This window comes from Bacillus sp. PAMC28571, from assembly GCF_014250435.1.
Lineage (GTDB): Bacteria > Bacillota > Bacilli > Bacillales > Bacillaceae > Bacillus > Bacillus safensis.
The window spans coordinates 880,624-897,363 of the sequence record NZ_CP060191.1; the positions used below are offsets into that span (position 1 = coordinate 880,624).

Below are 16,740 nucleotides of genomic sequence, written 5' to 3' on the forward strand. Positions count from 1 at the left end.
ATTAGGTATATGGAATTGGGGGAAGTTTCATGGACAAAAAACAATGGGATCAATTCCTCGCACCGTATAAACAAGCAGTCGAAGAATTAAAAGTGAAACTAAAAGGCATTCGAAAGCTGTATGAATTCGAGGATGACCATTCACCAGTAGAATTTGTCACAGGCCGAGTGAAACCCGTTGCCAGCATATTAGAAAAGGCAAAGCGTAAAAACATCCCGATGCATGAGATTGAAACGATGCAGGATATTGCAGGGCTTCGCATTATGTGCCAGTTTGTAGAAGATATACAAGTCGTGAAAAAAATGCTCCAGTCACGTAAAGATTTTGTGGTTGTAGATAAACGCGACTATATTGCAGAACATAAAGAAAGCGGATACCGATCTTACCACCTTGTTGTGTTATATCCGCTGCAAACCGTAAGTGGAGAGAAACAGCTCCTCGTCGAAATCCAAATTCGTACGCTTGCGATGAACTTTTGGGCGACCATTGAGCATTCTCTGAATTATAAATATAGCGGGAATATCCCGGAGAAGGTCAAGCTGCGCCTTCAAAGAGCATCTGAGGCAGCATCTCGCCTCGATGAAGAAATGTCCGAAATCAGAGGGGAAATTCAAGAAGCACAAGTGGCATTTTCCCGGAAAAAGAAAAACGACAGCTGAGCCAGTTTGATCAAATATGATGCTGCCCTCTCATAGCAGCAAGGTGAAAAAGGAGAAGAATTCATGAAATTTGCAGTTTCTTCAAAAGGGAATTCTGTATCTGACACGCTCAAAAGTAAAATTCAGACCTACTTATTGGATTTTGGTATGGAACTAAATGAAGAGGAACCGGATCTTGTCATTACGGTTGGTGGAGACGGCACCCTTCTTTATGCGTTTCACCGTTATAGCGACCGTCTAAATGAAACAGCTTTTGTCGGTGTTCATACAGGTCATCTTGGCTTCTATGCTGACTGGGTGCCGAGTGAAATTGAAAAACTCGTCTTAGCCATTGCGAAAACGCCTTATCATATTGTGGAATATCCGATCTTAGAAGTCATTGTCAGATACAACGACGGCGGCAGAGAAGAGAAATATTTAGCAATGAATGAATGTACGATTAAAAGCATGGAAGGGACACTTGTAGCAGATGTTGAAATTAGAGGCCAGCTGTTTGAAACATTCAGAGGTGACGGCCTTTGTCTGTCTACACCATCTGGCAGTACGGCCTATAATAAGGCACTGGGTGGCGCCATTATTCATCCTTCTATTAGAGCCATTCAGCTGGCAGAAATGGCTTCAATCAACAACCGAGTGTTTCGGACGGTCGGTTCACCGCTTATTTTGCCTGACCATCATACTTGTGTGATTAAACCGAGGAATGATGTCGATTTTCAGGTGACCATTGATCATTTGACACTGCTTCATAAAGACGTCAAATCCATTCAATGCCGGGTGGCAGACGAGAATGTCCGTTTTGCCAGATTTAGACCGTTTCCGTTTTGGAAAAGGGTGCAAGATTCCTTTATCGGAAAAGGAGAATAAGAAAGAGGTTGTTCCCGCTGGAATACTTTACGTTAAACAAAACCATAACAGCCAAAGAAGAAGGGCTGCTTTTAAAGGAATATTTAATTGATCTTGGCATTTCGAAAAGAATGCTGACGGATATTAAGTTTGATGGCGGTGACCTCCTCATTAATGGAGAGCATGTTACCGTGAAGTGCGAGCTGCATGAAGGGGACAGACTCACCATTTTATTTCCCGAGGAAAAAGTGAGTGAAGGGCTGAAGCCTGCACCGATTCCACTTGATATTATATTTGAGGACGAGCATGTCCTTGTGCTGAATAAAAGGCCGTATATTCCTTCGATCCCTTCTCGGGAGCACCCTGCGCACAGTATTGCGAATGGATTACTGCATCATTATGCCAAGCAGTCTGTTAGGCATACGGTTCATTTGGTGAACCGTCTTGATCGTGATACATCTGGTGTCATGCTTGTGGCGAAGCATCGCTTTGCCCATAGCCTTTTATCAAAGGCGCAAAAAAGTGGAGCGGTTAAACGAACATACAGAGCCTTTACACACGGCATGATCACAGAAAAACATGGAACGATCGCTGCAAAAATTGCCCGAAAAGGGGATAGTATTATCGAGCGGATGGTTGATGATGCTGGGCAGGAGGCAGTAACGCATTATTCCGTGCGAGCGGTAATCGCTGAGTTGAACATGTCGGATGTGTCTCTCTCACTTGAAACCGGGAGAACACATCAAATTCGTGTTCATATGCAATTTCTTGGGCATCCGCTCATCGGAGATACGCTGTATGGCGGAACGACCGAGCGGATAGACCGGCAGGCACTGCATAGTGAAACCCTTGTGTTTCCTCATCCGATGACAGGTGAGCAAATGACTTTTTCAGCCCCGCTTCCTGATGATATGAAATCATTGCTTTTTTAAATAGAGAAACCCGGTCACCTGGAGCGGAGGACCGGGTTTTTTTATGATGTGAAATGCTGAAATCTAGAATCGTCATAAGGCATGGATGAAGGAACGGAGACCGTTTTAAGCTCAGGGTATGTGAGGGCAGACAGCTTGTTGCCAAATACGCAGCCTGTATCAATATTGACCGTTCTGCCAACGAATCGAGGTTCTTTCACTGGTGTATGGCCGTACACAATCCACGGTTTTCCGTGATATTCCTTTGCCCAGTCCTTGCGAACAGGCCGTCCATCTGGCCATGTTTCTCCTGTGACGGCACCAAATAATAAATAGGACCGCATTTGTTTATTCGGCTTTTTTCCAATATCCTTTTCCTTCATCGCTGCGTGTGCAATGATCAGCTCATCAGGAATGAGTACATCATAAAGCGGAGCCTTCTCGAATAACTGCTTAAATTCATGTGACAATTTGTTTTGTTCATGGATTGGCAGTTTTTTTATTTCGTTCACTGTGGTTTCGATGCCATGAAGCAATTTGACGGGATTTCCTTTTAAGTAGCGATAAAGCTTAAAGCAGTGGTTGCCAGGTACATAGCGGATTGCGCCGTGTGAATAGGCATGAATGACAAATCGCATGACGTCTACTGACCGAGGTCCACGATCTGTTAGATCACCAACAAGGGCCAGCGTTCTCTTATCAGGATGGACGGGTAATCCATGTTTGAGTTCGTATCCTAGTTTGTGTATGAGGGTAAGCAGCTCTTCGTAGCAGCCGTGGATATCGCCAATAATATCGAATTTCATAAGGTTTCCTCCTGATTTTTTCATCCATTCATCGGATATAAAGAAGTTTGAATTTTAGAAAATATAACGAATGGCTTTCATTTCATTTGGGCAATTGTTAGAATCAATGCTTTAACGTAAGACTTAAAAAATTAAACATGAATGTTAGGAGGCTTTAGCCAATGGAGCATACATCTGTTTCATCACTCGTTGTCGTTATTATTGTCGCCTTTTTCACCCCTATTTTATTGCACCGATTTAAGCTGACCATTCCGGTCGTTGTAGCTGAAATCATCATGGGGCTCATCATTGGGAAAAGCGGTCTTCAACTGGTTGTCGAACATGATGCGTGGTTAGATACACTATCCATGCTCGGTTTTATTTTTCTGATGTTTTTAAGTGGACTTGAAATAGATTTTTCTTCTTTTGAGTCAAAGAAGAAAGCACGAGAACTTCCAAATGGTTTAAAAGAACCAAATACATTTAAAGCAGCCACCATTATTTTTCTTGGGGTATTTTGTATGTCCTTTATCCTGTCCTATGCGTTTGTACTCGCAGGGTTTATTCAAAATGCCTTTTTAATGACGCTCATTATCTCTACCATCTCATTAGGCGTAGTGGTGCCAACCTTAAAAGAGGAAAAGTTGATGCAGACGAATATCGGTCAAATCATTCTGCTTGTAGCTGTCATTGCCGATTTGGTCACGATGATTTTGCTTGCTGTGTTTTCCTCCATTTATGGAGATGGAACAGGGAACATGTGGCTCCTGCTCTTATTATTTGCTGCAGGCATTCTTCTTTATTTATTTGGCCGCGTATTTAAGACAAAGTCAATTTTTCAGTCGATGTCTAAAGGAACCGTGCAAATTGGGACAAGGGCAATCTTTACTCTCATTATAGTCTTAGTTGCCTTATCTGAATCACTCGGGGCTGAAAATATTCTTGGGGCGTTTTTAGCTGGTGTGCTTGTGTCCCTTCTTTCGCCAAATAAAGAACTCGTTCAGCAGCTGGACTCATTTGGCTACGGATTTTTAATCCCGATCTTTTTTGTGATGGTCGGAGTGGATCTGAATATATGGGCACTGTTTAAGGACCCCACAATTATGATCATGATTCCGCTTCTGTTTATTGCGCTGCTTATAAGTAAGCTCGTCCCGATTCTTTATTTGAAAAAATGGTATGACATGAAAAAGGTCATTGGCTCCGGCTTTTTATTAACTTCAACTTTATCTCTCGTCATTGCAGCTGCGACGATTGGTGAGCGGCTCGGTGTCATTGATCATAAAATGTCAGGAGCGCTGATTTTAGTTGCGGTGCTAACGAGTATTTTAACACCTGTTTGGTTTAAAGCGCTGTTTAAAAAAGAACAAGCGGCAAGCCATAAGAAGCGTGTGACCTTTATTGGTGCAAATCAGCTGACCTTACCTGTCACACTTGATTTACATCAGGATGAATATGACATTCGAATTTTGCATGTGTTTCAAGAAAATAAGGAAGCACTGCTGGCAGACTCTATCTTTGAAGTCGAATCAATTGAACAATACGACGATGAGACGCTGAGAAAGGCAGGCGTCGGCCAAGAGGATGTCCTTGTCGTCGCAACAGGCAGTGAGACGAAAAATAAGGAAATTGCTTTATTTGCAAAAGAAGAAGGTTCAAAACAAGTCATTGCAAGTGTCAACAAAGCAGAGGCAGAGCTGACATTGAAGGAAGCGGGAATTGATACGTTTTCTACTTTCCTGTCATCTAAAACGGTGCTAAGAGCTTTGATTGAAGCACCTGATGCGATTCGATTGCTAACAAATGAGGATTCTTCTTTGTATCAAATTCAAATGAACAATCATCGTTATCATAATGTCATGCTGAGAGAATTTCCTTTCACCGGTGATTTGGTATTTGTCCGCATTTTTAGAGGGGTAGACAGCTTAGTACCGCATGGAGATACGACACTTAGAAGCGGCGACCGTGTGCTTGTATCGGGCTCCAGGGAGTATGTGGCAGGACTAAGAGCCCAATTAGAATGACAATGAACCCTTGACCAATGGACAATTCCTGATTAAGATAGAGGTACAACATCATATATTTGATCCACTAGGGGAGTCCTTTAAAAGGGCTGAGATAAAAGTGTCGACTTTTAGACCCTCATTACCTGAACAGGTTCATACCTGCGTAGGGAAGTGGTGCGGTTTTTGACTATGCTTTTTACAAATTCCAAGCCACTTTCCACGCGGAAAGTGGCTTTTTTATATGGAAAAACAGGAGGAGAGGAACATGACGTTTTCAACAGAATGTAAAGAGGCTGCAGCAACATGGTGGAATGGAAGCTTTACACATCCTTTTGTCAAAGGGATTGGAGATGGCACACTTTCACTCGATCGTTTCACCTATTACGTGATGCAGGATTCTTATTATTTAACTCATTTTGCAAAGGTGCAGGCATATGGAGCGGCGATAAGTGAGGACTTACATACGACGGGCAGAATGGCGTATCATGCCCAGGGCACGTATGAAGCAGAGCTGTCGCTGCATCGGAAATTTACAGAGCTTCTGCAAATTTCTGATGAAGCCATTGAGAACTTTAAGCCTTCTCCCACTGCTTATGCGTATACCTCTCATATGTACCGATCTGTAAAAAGCGGACGGTTTGAAGAGATTTTAGCCGCGCTATTACCGTGTTACTGGCTCTATTATGAGGTAGGTGAAAAGCTGAAACAAACAACACCTGACCATCCAATTTACCAAGAATGGATTTTGACATACGGAGGCGATTGGTTTAAGGAACTCGTCTTCGAACAGGTGAACCGCTTTGATGAACTAGCAGAAAAAGCACCAGACCATGTACGGGCCAATATGAAAGAAAATTTCGTGATTTCAAGCTATTATGAATATCACTTTTGGGAGATGGCGTATCAAAAAGAAATGTGGCAAACAGCATGCTTAGATGGGGTTGGTGCAAATGGAACTCCACGCAGTGACAAATGATTCCCTTCCTGCGGGTGAACTGATCAAACAAATAAAAGCCATAGCGTCTGAAGTGGATTTTATTCATATTCGTGAACGGTCTAAAACAGCAAGTGAGCTTGTTGATCTCGTGAAGAATCTCCTTTTAGAAGGTGTACCGAAAGAAAAGCTCGTGATCAATGACCGCGTAGACGTTGCACTGCTTACCAATATTCACAGGGTGCATCTCCCGGGCCACAGCTTTTCGCCAAAAGAACTGCGAAAAAAATTTCCTCACCTTCATGCGGGAGTATCTGTCCATTCGATAGAAGAAGCGAAAGCAGCAGAGAAAAATGGAGCAGAGTATGTCATGTTTGGGCACATATATGCTACCTCTTGTAAACCAGGACTTCAGGCAAGAGGTGTACATCTTGTGAAAGAACTGACTTCTGCACTAACGATTCCAGTGGTGGCCATCGGCGGGGTGACCCCAGAACGAGTTCCAGAATTGAAACAAGCAAATGTGAAAGGAATTGCTGTCATGTCTGGGATTTTTGCTCATCATCAGCCGCGTATGATGGCACAAGCATTTTCTGAAAAGGTAAAGGAGAATCCTTATGAAAAAGCATTATGACGTTGCAATCATTGGTGGTGGAATCATAGGGGTCTCCATCGCCTATCACCTTGCAAAAGCAGGAAAACAGGTGGTCTTATTTGAAGCGAATGAGATAGGGAAGCAAACGACAAGTGCGGCTGCCGGGATGCTCGGTGCACATGCTGAAGGAGAGGGTCATGAGGATGTTTTCTTTCAGGCAGGCAGAGCAAGCCAGGCATTGTACGAAAAATTAAAAGTCGATCTTCTGCATGAATCAGGCATTGATATTCGAACTTCAGCGGGCGGTATCATGAAGGTCGCCTTTACAGAAGAAGAGAAACAAGCCCTTTGCCGGATGCAGCATTTGTCTACATTTAAATGGCTTGACGCAAGCAGCGTAAAAAAATGCATGCCTCAAGTTACAGATCACATGCTGGGAGCAGGTTTGATTGAAGAGGATGTGCATGTGGAACCTTACGCTGTATGCAGGGCTTTATGGCAGGCGGCTGTCCGGTACGGGGCAGATGTGAAAGAGTGTACACCTGTGATCGAAGTGAAGCGGGACAAAGAAGCGTTAACTGTCAGAACAACGAAGGGCACATTCACATGTGATGACCTGACAGTCGCAAGTGGTGTATGGTCTGGCCGTTTTTTTGAAGAACTCGGATTATCTCATTCTCTTTATCCAGTAAAAGGGGAATGTGTGTCTGTATGGAATAATGGTCCGGCGCTCGCACACACCATTTATCATGATCATTGTTATATCGTTCAGCGAGATAGCGGAAAGCTTGTTATCGGCGCAACAATGAAGGCAAACGAGTGGCAGGCTGTTCCAACGCTTGGCGGCATGGAAGCTGTGATTCAAAAGGCGTCTCAGCTTATGCCTTCTATTAAGGAGATGCCGATTGAAGAGTGCTGGGCAGGCCTTCGTCCGGCGACAAACGACCGGCATCCTTATATCGGAAGACATCCAGAAGACAAGCGTATTCTTTTTGCTGCAGGGCATTACAGGAATGGCATTTTACTTGCGCCGATTACTGGAGAAATCATTCGTGACCTGATATTAGGCGAACCGGTCAAAGAGGAATGGCTTCACGCGTTTCGTATTGGACGAAAGGAGGCACTATTCGTATGAAGATTCAATTGAATGGCAGAATCGTTGATTTCGATCAAGAGAATGGAACGATCTATGATCTGCTATCAGCCTATCAGCTTGAAAACCGTGTGGTGATCGTTGAAAAGAACCATGAAATCATTGATAAAGAAGCGTTTCAACAAGTAGAAATTCAACCAAATGACACGATTGAAATCGTTCATTTCGTAGGAGGAGGATGACCCAATGCTGCACATTGGCGGAAAAACATTCACATCAAGACTATTACTCGGAACAGGAAAGTACCCATCATTTGAGGTTCAAAAAGAAGCGGTGAACGTATCGGAAGCCGAAATTTTAACCTTTGCCGTCAGAAGAATGAACATATTCGAAGCATCTCAGCCTAATTTTTTGGAGCAGCTTGATTTATCAAAATATACGCTGCTTCCGAATACAGCTGGAGCAAGTACAGCAGAAGAGGCAGTGCGTATTGCCCGTTTAGCAAAGGCTTCTGGGCTTTGTGACATGATCAAGGTAGAAGTCATTGGCTGTTCAAGGTCTCTTTTGCCAGATCCAGTTGAAACATTAAAAGCATCTGAAATGCTGCTCGAAGAAGGATTTATCGTGCTGCCATATACATCTGATGATGTGGTGCTGGCAAGAAAATTAGAAGAACTCGGTGTCCATGCTATCATGCCTGGTGCTTCACCGATTGGTTCAGGCCAAGGCTTACTAAATCCTTTGAATCTCTCATTTATTATTGAGCAGGCGAAGGTGCCGGTCATTATTGATGCTGGCGTAGGTTCTCCGAAGGATGCAGCTTATGCGATGGAGCTTGGAGCAGACGCTGTATTACTAAATACCGCTGTCTCTGGTGCAAAGGATCCTGTGAAAATGGCAAAAGCAATGAAACTCGCGATTGAATCAGGAAGACTAGGCTATGAGGCAGGACGTATTCCGCTGAAAAACTATGGGACAGCGAGCAGTCCACAGGAAGGAATGCCGTCATTTTGAGTACTCGTTATTCACGCCAAGAGCTTTTTCAGCCAATCGGAACAGAGGGACAAAAGCGGCTAAATGACTCAAGGGCGGTCATTATTGGAGCGGGTGCACTTGGAACCGCAAGTGCTGAAATGCTCGTTCGTGCCGGCGTTGGATCTGTCACCATTTTGGACCGAGATTATATTGAATGGAGCAACCTTCAGCGTCAGCAGCTTTACACGGAGCAAGACGTGAAGGATCGGCTGCCAAAAGCTGTGGCGGCTGAAAAAAGACTCAAGCAAGTAAACAGTGACGTGCACATCAAAGGAATCGTGATCGATGTGACTGCTCACAATATTGACGAACTTGTCAGTGAGGCTTCAATCATTGTCGATGCAGCGGATAATTTTGAGGTAAGAATGATTGCAAATGATGCCGCTGTCAAACATCAAATACCGTTCCTTTATGGGGCCTGTGTCGCCAGTTATGGCATTCAATTCACAGTGATCCCTGGTGAGACGCCGTGTTTACACTGTCTGCTTGAACATTTGCCTGCACAAGGCATGACATGTGATACAGCAGGTATCATTAGTCCAGTTGTGCAGCAGGTAGCCGCATATCAAGTGGCAGATGCACTTAAATATTTAACAGGACATCAAGTGACGCCAATTTTAAAATCCTTCGATTTATGGAAAAATGAACGCTCTGACATTCGGTCGGCCGCGTCTTTAAAGAAGAAGCAATGTCCAAGCTGTGGACTGAAGACCTATCCATTTCTTTCATATGACAAGAGAGCGAAGGCAGATGTACTATGCGGCCGCAATACGGTACAAATCCGCAGTGCAGCAGAAACACCGCCGCCTTTACATGAAGTAGCTCTTCGGTTAAAGAAAGCAGGAATGGATGTGCTTGAGAATCCATATTTGCTTTCGTGTCAAAAGGATGAGTTTAAGCTTGTCTTATTTAAAGATGGCAGAGCGCTTGTACATGGTACGAATGATATTGCCAAAGCAAGAACCATTTATCATCAATGGATTGGCTAATGAGAGGTGTGAAGAAATGACGATCAAAAAAGCATTCACAATCGCGGGTTCTGATTCTGGCGGCGGAGCAGGTATTCAGGCAGATTTGAAAACTTTTCAGGAGCTCGGTGTGTACGGAATGTCTGCGATCACAGCGATTACTGCGCAAAACACACTAGGTGTTCATGGGATATACCCGCTTTCAATTGAGGCGTTAGAGCGTCAAATAGATGCAGTGGCAGAAGACTTACCGCCAGATGCCGCCAAAACAGGGATGCTGTGGAGTGCAGACATGATCAAGATTGTAGCTGAAAAAACGGTTCAATATGATATGAAGCTGATTGTAGATCCAGTCATGATCGCAAAAGGAGGGGCCTCTTTATTAAATGAAGATGCGGTCGCTGCGATGAAAACACACTTGCTGCCTGTCAGCTATGCTGTAACGCCGAATCTTCCTGAGGCAGAAGTACTGACAGGGATACAAATTCAGACGAAAAAGGACCGCTATGTGGCAGCGGAGCACCTTTATGAGCTAGGTACGAAACATGTCGTGATTAAAGGCGGCCATGGTCCATCTGATGGGATGATTACAGACCTGCTGTATGATGGAAAAGGCTTTATTGAAGTCACAAATGAACATATTGATACACCGCATACACATGGCACAGGCTGCACGTTTGCAGCAGCATTAACAGCTGAAATTGCGAAAGGATATTCGATGCAGGAAGCCTTTGAAACAGCAGAAACCTTTGTTCATGAAGCCATTAAATTCCCTTTACGTATTGGATCTGGACACGGACCTACGAACCATTTTGCTTATCAGCAAAACAGAATCAAATGATAAAGGAATCGAACCGTCTTCACTTATGAAGACGGTTTTTTCGCGAAAATGAAACTTTCTTTCAGCGGAAATTGTCATTCTCTTATGATCTGTGATAATATTATGATCAGGTACTAATACTATGTCTTGAAAAAATAGGAGGCTTTATTACATATGAACTTTTCTTTAGAAGGCCGTAATATCGTGGTTATGGGTGTTGCCAATAAACGAAGCATCGCTTGGGGAATTGCCCGCTCACTTCATGAAGCTGGAGCTCGTTTGATTTTTACTTATGTTGGAGATCGTCTTGCTGAATCGGTAAAAGAGCTGGCAAGCACACTTGAGCGTGATGATTCAATTATTCTTCCATGTGACGTGACAAGTGACGAAGAAATCGAAAAATGTTTCGCTGCAATTAAAGAAAAAGTACAAGTCATTCATGGCGTTGCGCATGCCATTGCATTTGCAAACAAGGAAGAGCTTGTTGGTGAATACTTAAATACAAACCGTGAAGGGTTCCTTTTGGCGCACAACATTAGTGCATACTCATTAACAGCTGTAGCAAAAGCAGCACGTCCATTGATGACAGAGGGTGGAAGCATTGTGACGCTTACATACCTAGGCGGAGAGCGTGTTGTATCTAACTACAACGTAATGGGTGTAGCGAAAGCATCACTTGAAGCAAGTGTGAAATATTTAGCAGCTGATTTAGGCGCAGAAGGCATCCGCGTGAACAGTATTTCTGCTGGTCCAATTCGTACGTTATCTGCAAAGGGCATCAGCGGCTTTAATACCATTCTGAAGGATATTGAAGAGCGTGCACCACTTCGCCGTACAACAACTCCTGAAGAAGTTGGCGATACAGCTCTATTCTTATTCAGTGATCTATCTCGCGGCATGACAGGTGAGAATCTGCATGTTGATTCCGGCTTCCACATCATTGCCCGCTAAACGAATACATGACTTGCAGCATACCGAAGAAGGGTATGCTGTTTTTTTATTTTTCTTCTGATTTGAGCCCTCCGTTCATATATATAAGGAATGAATCATTCGGGAGGGATTAGTATGTCAAATAAAGGTGATGAGAATCAAAAGCCGCTGATGTATATTGTTCAGCCGAGCTATCAAGAATCAAAGCCGGCCATGCAAAATATTGTGAGAAAGCGAAAGAAATCAGAAAAACAGCCAGAAAGTGAGACCAATGTAAAAGATGTGATCAAAGAAAGCACGCAGGAGGAACCTGCCGCTCAAGAAATAGAGCATAAAAAAGAAGCCGAGCCGCCTAAACTTCAACAAGAACGAGATATGACACACGAAGCTGAGTTTACAGAAGAACAAGAGATCACACAAGAAGCAGAGGCTACACAGGAACAAGAGGATACACAAGAAGCCGAACTTACACAGGAACAAGAAATCACACAAGAACCAGAGCTCATACAAAAGCGAGAGCCTCAAGAAGAAGAGGGAAACCAGCCAGAAGGTGTTTTTCATGAAACAAAAGAAGAACCAAGAAGAAAACGAGTGAAAAAGCCTTTAAGTCAGATGAGTATTGATGAAAAAGTCGATTTTCTCACAAGACTGCCTCATAATATGCCAAGAGCTCTTTGTCTGATTGAAGCTGATGGTAAAACATATAGAGGAATCATCATGGATCGAAAAGATGATACTGTGATTATTCGTACAGCAGGCGGGGGAAATCCAGTCGAATTAGCGATTGCTGAGATTACTTCCATCCATCCGCTAGGTTTTTAACTAATAAAAAAAGTCCCTTATAGGGACTTTTTTTGTTAGCAGTTACGATTGATGAGTCGTGGGTTTAGGCACTCGATTGCACAGAAGCAGTCAAGGTCTACTTCAACGCAATACTTCGATTTTTCTAATCGGAACACATCACATAAAGAATCTTTATCTGTAAAATCTAAAATATGACGGTCTTTGTCAAATGCGATAAGCAAGCTGAGTGTTGCGCAGTGATCACAGATGTGTTCGACTCTGAAAAATGCAGTGCTGAAGCAAGGACCTGGATCTACTTCTCCGACGTTTCCGAATGCGACGAATGGTTTTGATTTGGATGTAAAGAGAACAAACGGGACAGTGTCACCTAATGAATGTGATGGAGAAAGGAGATTGCTGTAACAGCTGGTCGGGCACTCTTCTTTGACAGCATTTTGCAAGTCGCTAATGTTTTCAACAGCCTCTGTTACACAGCTCCATGAATGGTTGCGGCTCATATTCAACCCTCCTATACTAGGAAATTTGTTTGAGTGTTTGAGCACTGTCATCATCTACAAGCTATTTTTGCCGGCTCGTGCATCTACTTTTAACCAATGCGGAAGCGGCCGCTTCTTATGCTGACTGCTCCGCATGATTGGCTGTCATTCGTGAGGAAGGGGATGCTTTGACTCATGACAAGTTAGATCAGCGGCCTGTTGATTTAGCCGTGGTGATGATGCTTTTTATCTTTCGATGGCATGACTCTGTCGACAAGCTCTGGGTTTAAGCATTGGATTGCGCAGAAGCAGTTTAAATCAACCTCAATACAAAAGTCCGTTTTTTCTAGACCAAAGAAGTCAGGGTCACAAGGGTGACACACGCTCAGCGTATGTCCGTGTACATCAACTGGTCTTAATACAGATAACGTAGCACAGCAGTCGTGTAATTTTTCAACCCGGAAGAAAATAGATTCGAAGCATTGGCAATCGTCAACGAATCCTCCAATGTTTCCGAAAGTAGAGAACAACCCGCCCTTTTTATCAAAAAGTAAAAACGGAATCGTATCTTTTCCAGAAACTGTTGGGCTTAATAAATTACTGTAGCAGCTCGTAGGACATTTATCTTCTACAGCTTCCTGCTCTGCTAAAATCTTATCAACCGCATCGCATACACAGTTTTCATCATGTCGGCCATGGTGTTTTCCGCAGCTCATGGATTTCAGCTCCTTTAACAAGGTATTTGACTTTAGTCCTTAACAACATATGTATGCGCCCTCTAGTTGGTGTGGGTAAATGACCATTTATATTTGTTGTATTTTTATAAAAGGAAAAGCAGAGCTTTTCGCTCTGCTTTTGGACATTAGAGGATGCCGATTGCAACGATTGTCGCAACAAGAGTTTGTGTAAGTGTTTGGATTGCGATAGAGATGTCCGCATCGATTGTAGAGACTGTAACGTTTCTTGAATTTTCGATGACAAGTTTTTGGCGGTTTGTTTGTTTGTGAGTAGCAGCTTGTAAGAGATCCTGCGTGACGCGGTCTGCCAAATCACCGTCTGCGATTGAGATATTTGTAATGGTGATGATCGCTGTTTGAATCGCTACTTGGATAGATGCTGCAACCTGTGCATCGACAGAAGATACGTTAATGTCACAAGAGTCTCTGACGATAATGACTTCCTCAGATGTCTGCTTTGTGAAGCTTACTTGATCCAAGTCTTGTAAGATATCTTCATCATCATAATAATCGTCACAAAGTGCTTTTCTTTCATAGTTGCAATCGTCGTGGTGTTCGTGGTGTCTGTGGTGTCCGTGGTGTGTACAGTTACGATCTAGAGCGACCCAAGAATATGGTTTAGAATCCATTTCTATTCCTCCTTCCGTTTACTTTATTAAATGCTGGAATGCGTGGTTTTGTCTCGGGCATTTACCCTAGCAGGCAACCCATTTTTATTTAATCGTTATTACGCTGCGCATTACGACGCTGCTGAATACGATTTCGAAGTGAGTTTCGATTTGGACGTACTTTTGGTTCAGGCACTACTTCTTCCGGCTGTTTTGCTGCCTCAGCCTGCCTTTTTTTCTCCTGCTGCTGTTCTACGAAATCATTTGCTTTCTTTTGTAAGTCCTCGACTAATTTCAAAATCATTCTTCTTTGATCGTCTGAAATTTTTGCTTTCTGATCATCAGTGATATTGTTTTTGTTTAACACATCACTGACAAGAAGACTTGTTAATGGATCAATATCCGTATTGATTTGAAACTCCTTTTTTTCGTTCTCTTCAGCCACGATGATTTCACCTCTTTCATACGTCATTAGAAAAAGAAAGGGTCAAAGAATGCCGACTTCAACTAAGAGCACATTCAATGTTTGAGTGAGAATTTGGACGGAGTTCATAATGGATGCATCTGATAATGTTATCGTAATGTTATAGCAGTTGATGATTTGAATCACAGTTTTCTTTTGGACTTCCACTTGTTGTGTGGATAAAAGCTGGTCTGTGATGTCAGCAGCCAATTCATCGTCTGGTACAAGAATTTGGATTAAAAGAGTAATGATTGTCGTTACGGTCGCTTGAAGGGAGAGTGCGGCTGTTACATCTGTTTTATGAATTGTGACATTTTCGGAATCTTTGATCTCAATGAAATCATCATAATTGCTGATTAATTCGTTTAACAGTTGTGTATACAATTTTTCAGCACTTTCTTCAATAGACAATACTTTCACTCCTTTCTTATCTATACATTATTTAATGCAACAAGGACGCAAGGTGGAATCGGAAAGTGTGAAAAAGTACAACCCAATTTTATTTCCGCTCGATTCATCATGTCGGTCTTTTTTCTTGCATATATAAAGAAAGGACGGAAAAAGAAGAAAGAAGGAGGTGGAGGCTTCTGAGCGGTGCTTTGTCATTTGTCGTGTTTGCCCTCGCATCCTTTAGACTGACGAGACTGATTGTGTTTGATACCATTACTGCGCCATTCCGCCGTCTATTTCATGAAGAACAGGAAGAGGTAAACGAACAAGGTGAGGTCGAAACATATATCATCATTAAAGGGGAAGGACTGCGGTCTTGGATTGGAGAACTGTTAAGCTGTTATTGGTGTACTGGCATATGGTGCACTGCTGCCTTACTTCTGATATACATACTTTTTCCTGTCATCAGCATGTGGCTTAATTTACTATTAGCGATTGCCGCAGCAGCAGGCATCATTGAAGCGGTTGTCTCGAAGCTTGTGAAATAAACAGGCATTCTGATCAGACACGCTTTCAATAAATGCATATACTATCATGGAATAGGAAAGGAAGGGTTGCGATGAAACCAACTGAAACGCCGTCACATATGCTTCAAGGTTATCCAGCGCAGTCAAATCAACAATCAGTATATACGAAGAAAATCAAGAAAAATGGCTGCGGCTGTGGAAACAAAAAGAAACCTCAATAATAGAAGAGAAAAACAAAAGCCGGATTTATCCGGTTTTTTTGTTGCCCTTTTTTTGAGTGATGCATATGTAAGAGAGAAGGGGTGACCAGAATGGATGCATTCGAACAATTAATCGGTTCTTTGTTCACTAAACCGCATGATGGGAAAGAACAAGCGCACGAGAAGGCTGAAATGGATCTAACGGATAAAGCGAATGATCTTGAGGAGCACTTAAAAGCATTTGGCGTGAAGATGGAGGCTTTTGCGAAAGAAACAGAAGCATTCATGATGCGTCATACAGAGGCAGATTACGTCTTTAAACAGCAGAAATAAAAATTCCGCACTTTTTTATGTGATCGTCCAAACCATTTCTTGCATTTTTCATACTTTGTAAGGGAGAAGAGGAGGTGCTTAAATATGAGTTACGGTTACGGTGGCGGTTGTTGCGGCGGCTACGGTGGTGGCTACGGCGGCGGATATGGATCAACATTTGTTCTTGTCGTAGTGCTTTTCATCCTTTTAATCATCGTTGGTGCTTCTTTCTTTAACTACTAAAAAGTAAGAAGGTGAGGGAAGCAAGGGGGAAGCCTTTTGCTTTCCTTTCTCTTTGGTCAAACAAGGCTTTAGGATAGGCACATATCTCGCCTATTTTCATATAGTAAGGTGATTACTCCACAAAGAGGAGGCAAATGAATGGATAATAAATTCTTTAAAAGCGTAGAAAACAAAACCGGTGTGAATATGAATGATGTGTTTAAACTTGCAGGTTCTTTGCAAAATGCCAACTTTAAAGATGAGAATACCGTTCGAGGTGTCATTAAAAAAGTAGCACAGCTTGCGAACAAACGTGTACCTAAAGAAATGGAAGACAAAATCGTTCAATCGATTACAAGTGGAAAAGAAAAGCTTGATTTCAATACAATCGCTAAAATGATGAACAACAAAAAATAAGCAAC

Annotated in this window: 24 protein-coding genes and 1 riboswitch; of the genes, 18 read left to right on the top strand and 6 right to left on the bottom strand. The window is 42.8% G+C overall.

Annotated elements, in window-relative coordinates:
- Positions 1-29 precede the first annotated feature (29 nt).
- The 3 genes from H7F25_RS04065 (at position 30) to H7F25_RS04075 (ending at position 2,434) form a co-directional block, all read left to right on the top strand.
- The gene (locus H7F25_RS04065) at positions 30-659 is read left to right on the top strand and encodes a GTP diphosphokinase (protein WP_024425028.1); all 630 of its coding nucleotides are present in this window, start codon (positions 30-32) and stop codon (positions 657-659) included.
- Between the two features lie 63 nt (positions 660-722).
- Positions 723-1,523, top strand: coding sequence for an NAD kinase (locus H7F25_RS04070; protein WP_003211364.1), 801 nt, complete (start codon positions 723-725; stop codon positions 1,521-1,523).
- Positions 1,524-1,531: 8 nt separating this feature from the next.
- Positions 1,532-2,434 carry an RluA family pseudouridine synthase gene (locus tag H7F25_RS04075; RefSeq protein ID WP_034621762.1) on the top strand — a complete coding sequence of 301 codons (903 nt, stop codon included), beginning with the start codon at positions 1,532-1,534 and terminating at the stop codon, positions 2,432-2,434.
- A 41-nt stretch (positions 2,435-2,475) separates the two neighbouring features.
- Here the strand turns inward: H7F25_RS04075 and prpE are convergent, their stop codons facing one another.
- A complete protein-coding gene (gene prpE, locus H7F25_RS04080) occupies positions 2,476-3,219 on the bottom strand; it encodes a bis(5'-nucleosyl)-tetraphosphatase PrpE (protein ID WP_025093413.1) in 744 nt (247 codons plus the stop codon).
- A 161-nt stretch (positions 3,220-3,380) separates the two neighbouring features.
- Between prpE and H7F25_RS04085 the strand changes: the two genes are divergently transcribed.
- The 10 genes from H7F25_RS04085 (at position 3,381) to H7F25_RS04130 (ending at position 12,401) form a co-directional block, all read left to right on the top strand.
- A complete protein-coding gene (locus H7F25_RS04085; RefSeq protein WP_056766165.1) occupies positions 3,381-5,222 on the top strand; it encodes a monovalent cation:proton antiporter family protein in 1,842 nt (613 codons plus the stop codon).
- A 59-nt stretch (positions 5,223-5,281) separates the two neighbouring features.
- Positions 5,282-5,391, top strand: a riboswitch (TPP riboswitch).
- A 78-nt stretch (positions 5,392-5,469) separates the two neighbouring features.
- On the top strand, positions 5,470-6,180 hold the full coding sequence (tenA, locus tag H7F25_RS04090; protein ID WP_024425024.1) for a thiaminase II: 711 nt from the start codon (positions 5,470-5,472) through the stop codon (positions 6,178-6,180).
- Positions 6,155-6,772: a thiazole tautomerase TenI gene (gene tenI / locus H7F25_RS04095; RefSeq protein ID WP_185854246.1), complete on the top strand. Its 618-nt coding sequence runs from the start codon at positions 6,155-6,157 to the stop codon at positions 6,770-6,772. The genes tenA and tenI overlap by 26 nt, the downstream gene beginning before the upstream one ends.
- Positions 6,756-7,868 carry a glycine oxidase ThiO gene (gene thiO, locus H7F25_RS04100; protein WP_185854247.1) on the top strand — a complete coding sequence of 371 codons (1,113 nt, stop codon included), beginning with the start codon at positions 6,756-6,758 and terminating at the stop codon, positions 7,866-7,868. The genes tenI and thiO overlap by 17 nt, the downstream gene beginning before the upstream one ends.
- The gene (gene thiS / locus H7F25_RS04105; RefSeq protein ID WP_024426466.1) at positions 7,865-8,068 is read left to right on the top strand and encodes a sulfur carrier protein ThiS; all 204 of its coding nucleotides are present in this window, start codon (positions 7,865-7,867) and stop codon (positions 8,066-8,068) included. The genes thiO and thiS overlap by 4 nt, the downstream gene beginning before the upstream one ends.
- Positions 8,069-8,072: 4 nt before the next feature.
- Complete coding sequence (locus tag H7F25_RS04110; RefSeq protein ID WP_025093416.1) at positions 8,073-8,840, top strand: thiazole synthase; 768 nt, start codon at positions 8,073-8,075, stop codon at positions 8,838-8,840.
- Positions 8,837-9,850: a thiazole biosynthesis adenylyltransferase ThiF gene (locus H7F25_RS04115; RefSeq protein WP_087977530.1), complete on the top strand. Its 1,014-nt coding sequence runs from the start codon at positions 8,837-8,839 to the stop codon at positions 9,848-9,850. The genes H7F25_RS04110 and H7F25_RS04115 overlap by 4 nt, the downstream gene beginning before the upstream one ends.
- Before the next feature lie 16 nt (positions 9,851-9,866).
- A complete protein-coding gene (gene thiD, locus H7F25_RS04120; protein ID WP_151862964.1) occupies positions 9,867-10,670 on the top strand; it encodes a bifunctional hydroxymethylpyrimidine kinase/phosphomethylpyrimidine kinase in 804 nt (267 codons plus the stop codon).
- 153 nt (positions 10,671-10,823) lie between these two features.
- Complete coding sequence (gene fabI / locus H7F25_RS04125; RefSeq protein ID WP_024425017.1) at positions 10,824-11,600, top strand: enoyl-ACP reductase FabI; 777 nt, start codon at positions 10,824-10,826, stop codon at positions 11,598-11,600.
- A gap of 114 nt (positions 11,601-11,714) precedes the next feature.
- Positions 11,715-12,401 (top strand): CotO family spore coat protein, encoded by a 687-nt coding sequence (locus H7F25_RS04130; RefSeq protein WP_133743987.1) that lies wholly within the window; start codon positions 11,715-11,717, stop codon positions 12,399-12,401.
- A 35-nt stretch (positions 12,402-12,436) separates the two neighbouring features.
- On the opposite strand, the gene H7F25_RS04135 is transcribed toward H7F25_RS04130, so the two are convergent.
- The 5 genes from H7F25_RS04135 to H7F25_RS04155 all read right to left on the bottom strand — a co-directional run bounded on the left by H7F25_RS04135 (position 12,437) and on the right by H7F25_RS04155 (position 15,087).
- Complete coding sequence (locus H7F25_RS04135; protein ID WP_044334783.1) at positions 12,437-12,880, bottom strand: CotY/CotZ family spore coat protein; 444 nt, start codon at positions 12,878-12,880, stop codon at positions 12,437-12,439.
- 203 nt (positions 12,881-13,083) lie between these two features.
- Complete coding sequence (locus tag H7F25_RS04140) at positions 13,084-13,575, bottom strand: CotY/CotZ family spore coat protein (protein ID WP_003211658.1); 492 nt, start codon at positions 13,573-13,575, stop codon at positions 13,084-13,086.
- Between the two features lie 146 nt (positions 13,576-13,721).
- On the bottom strand, positions 13,722-14,225 hold the full coding sequence (locus H7F25_RS04145) for a spore coat protein (protein ID WP_024425014.1): 504 nt from the start codon (positions 14,223-14,225) through the stop codon (positions 13,722-13,724).
- Positions 14,226-14,313: 88 nt separating this feature from the next.
- Positions 14,314-14,649 (bottom strand): hypothetical protein, encoded by a 336-nt coding sequence (locus H7F25_RS04150; RefSeq protein ID WP_024425013.1) that lies wholly within the window; start codon positions 14,647-14,649, stop codon positions 14,314-14,316.
- A 42-nt stretch (positions 14,650-14,691) separates the two neighbouring features.
- Entirely contained in the window at positions 14,692-15,087 is a 396-nt protein-coding gene (locus H7F25_RS04155; protein WP_238550033.1) for a spore coat protein, read from the bottom strand.
- 167 nt (positions 15,088-15,254) lie between these two features.
- Between H7F25_RS04155 and H7F25_RS04160 the strand changes: the two genes are divergently transcribed.
- From H7F25_RS04160 to H7F25_RS04175, 5 genes are all read left to right on the top strand, one after another.
- On the top strand, positions 15,255-15,605 hold the full coding sequence (locus H7F25_RS04160) for a DUF1360 domain-containing protein (RefSeq protein ID WP_024425011.1): 351 nt from the start codon (positions 15,255-15,257) through the stop codon (positions 15,603-15,605).
- Positions 15,606-15,676: 71 nt separating this feature from the next.
- Positions 15,677-15,805, top strand: coding sequence for a hypothetical protein (locus H7F25_RS19270; RefSeq protein WP_259279657.1), 129 nt, complete (start codon positions 15,677-15,679; stop codon positions 15,803-15,805).
- A gap of 90 nt (positions 15,806-15,895) precedes the next feature.
- Positions 15,896-16,117 carry a hypothetical protein gene (locus tag H7F25_RS04165; protein ID WP_024425010.1) on the top strand — a complete coding sequence of 74 codons (222 nt, stop codon included), beginning with the start codon at positions 15,896-15,898 and terminating at the stop codon, positions 16,115-16,117.
- A gap of 84 nt (positions 16,118-16,201) precedes the next feature.
- Positions 16,202-16,339 (top strand): YjcZ family sporulation protein, encoded by a 138-nt coding sequence (locus H7F25_RS04170; protein ID WP_024425009.1) that lies wholly within the window; start codon positions 16,202-16,204, stop codon positions 16,337-16,339.
- A gap of 138 nt (positions 16,340-16,477) precedes the next feature.
- The gene (locus tag H7F25_RS04175) at positions 16,478-16,735 is read left to right on the top strand and encodes a sporulation-specific transcription regulator SpoVIF (protein WP_008348417.1); all 258 of its coding nucleotides are present in this window, start codon (positions 16,478-16,480) and stop codon (positions 16,733-16,735) included.
- Positions 16,736-16,740: the final 5 nt, after the last annotated feature.

Coding starts and splice junctions, on each gene's coding strand:
- H7F25_RS04110 (WP_025093416.1), top strand. CDS start 8,073: ATGCTGCACATTGGCGGAAAAACATTCACATCAAGACTATTACTCGGA.
- H7F25_RS04085 (WP_056766165.1), top strand. CDS start 3,381: ATGGAGCATACATCTGTTTCATCACTCGTTGTCGTTATTATTGTCGCC.
- thiO (WP_185854247.1), top strand. CDS start 6,756: ATGAAAAAGCATTATGACGTTGCAATCATTGGTGGTGGAATCATAGGG.
- H7F25_RS19270 (WP_259279657.1), top strand. CDS start 15,677: ATGAAACCAACTGAAACGCCGTCACATATGCTTCAAGGTTATCCAGCG.
- H7F25_RS04140 (WP_003211658.1), bottom strand. CDS start 13,575: ATGAGCTGCGGAAAACACCATGGCCGACATGATGAAAACTGTGTATGC.
- H7F25_RS04165 (WP_024425010.1), top strand. CDS start 15,896: ATGGATGCATTCGAACAATTAATCGGTTCTTTGTTCACTAAACCGCAT.
- thiD (WP_151862964.1), top strand. CDS start 9,867: ATGACGATCAAAAAAGCATTCACAATCGCGGGTTCTGATTCTGGCGGC.
- thiS (WP_024426466.1), top strand. CDS start 7,865: ATGAAGATTCAATTGAATGGCAGAATCGTTGATTTCGATCAAGAGAAT.
- fabI (WP_024425017.1), top strand. CDS start 10,824: ATGAACTTTTCTTTAGAAGGCCGTAATATCGTGGTTATGGGTGTTGCC.
- H7F25_RS04070 (WP_003211364.1), top strand. CDS start 723: ATGAAATTTGCAGTTTCTTCAAAAGGGAATTCTGTATCTGACACGCTC.
- H7F25_RS04065 (WP_024425028.1), top strand. CDS start 30: ATGGACAAAAAACAATGGGATCAATTCCTCGCACCGTATAAACAAGCA.
- tenI (WP_185854246.1), top strand. CDS start 6,155: ATGGAACTCCACGCAGTGACAAATGATTCCCTTCCTGCGGGTGAACTG.
- H7F25_RS04130 (WP_133743987.1), top strand. CDS start 11,715: ATGTCAAATAAAGGTGATGAGAATCAAAAGCCGCTGATGTATATTGTT.
- H7F25_RS04135 (WP_044334783.1), bottom strand. CDS start 12,880: ATGAGCCGCAACCATTCATGGAGCTGTGTAACAGAGGCTGTTGAAAAC.
- tenA (WP_024425024.1), top strand. CDS start 5,470: ATGACGTTTTCAACAGAATGTAAAGAGGCTGCAGCAACATGGTGGAAT.
- H7F25_RS04145 (WP_024425014.1), bottom strand. CDS start 14,225: ATGGATTCTAAACCATATTCTTGGGTCGCTCTAGATCGTAACTGTACA.
- prpE (WP_025093413.1), bottom strand. CDS start 3,219: ATGAAATTCGATATTATTGGCGATATCCACGGCTGCTACGAAGAGCTG.
- H7F25_RS04175 (WP_008348417.1), top strand. CDS start 16,478: ATGGATAATAAATTCTTTAAAAGCGTAGAAAACAAAACCGGTGTGAAT.
- H7F25_RS04170 (WP_024425009.1), top strand. CDS start 16,202: ATGAGTTACGGTTACGGTGGCGGTTGTTGCGGCGGCTACGGTGGTGGC.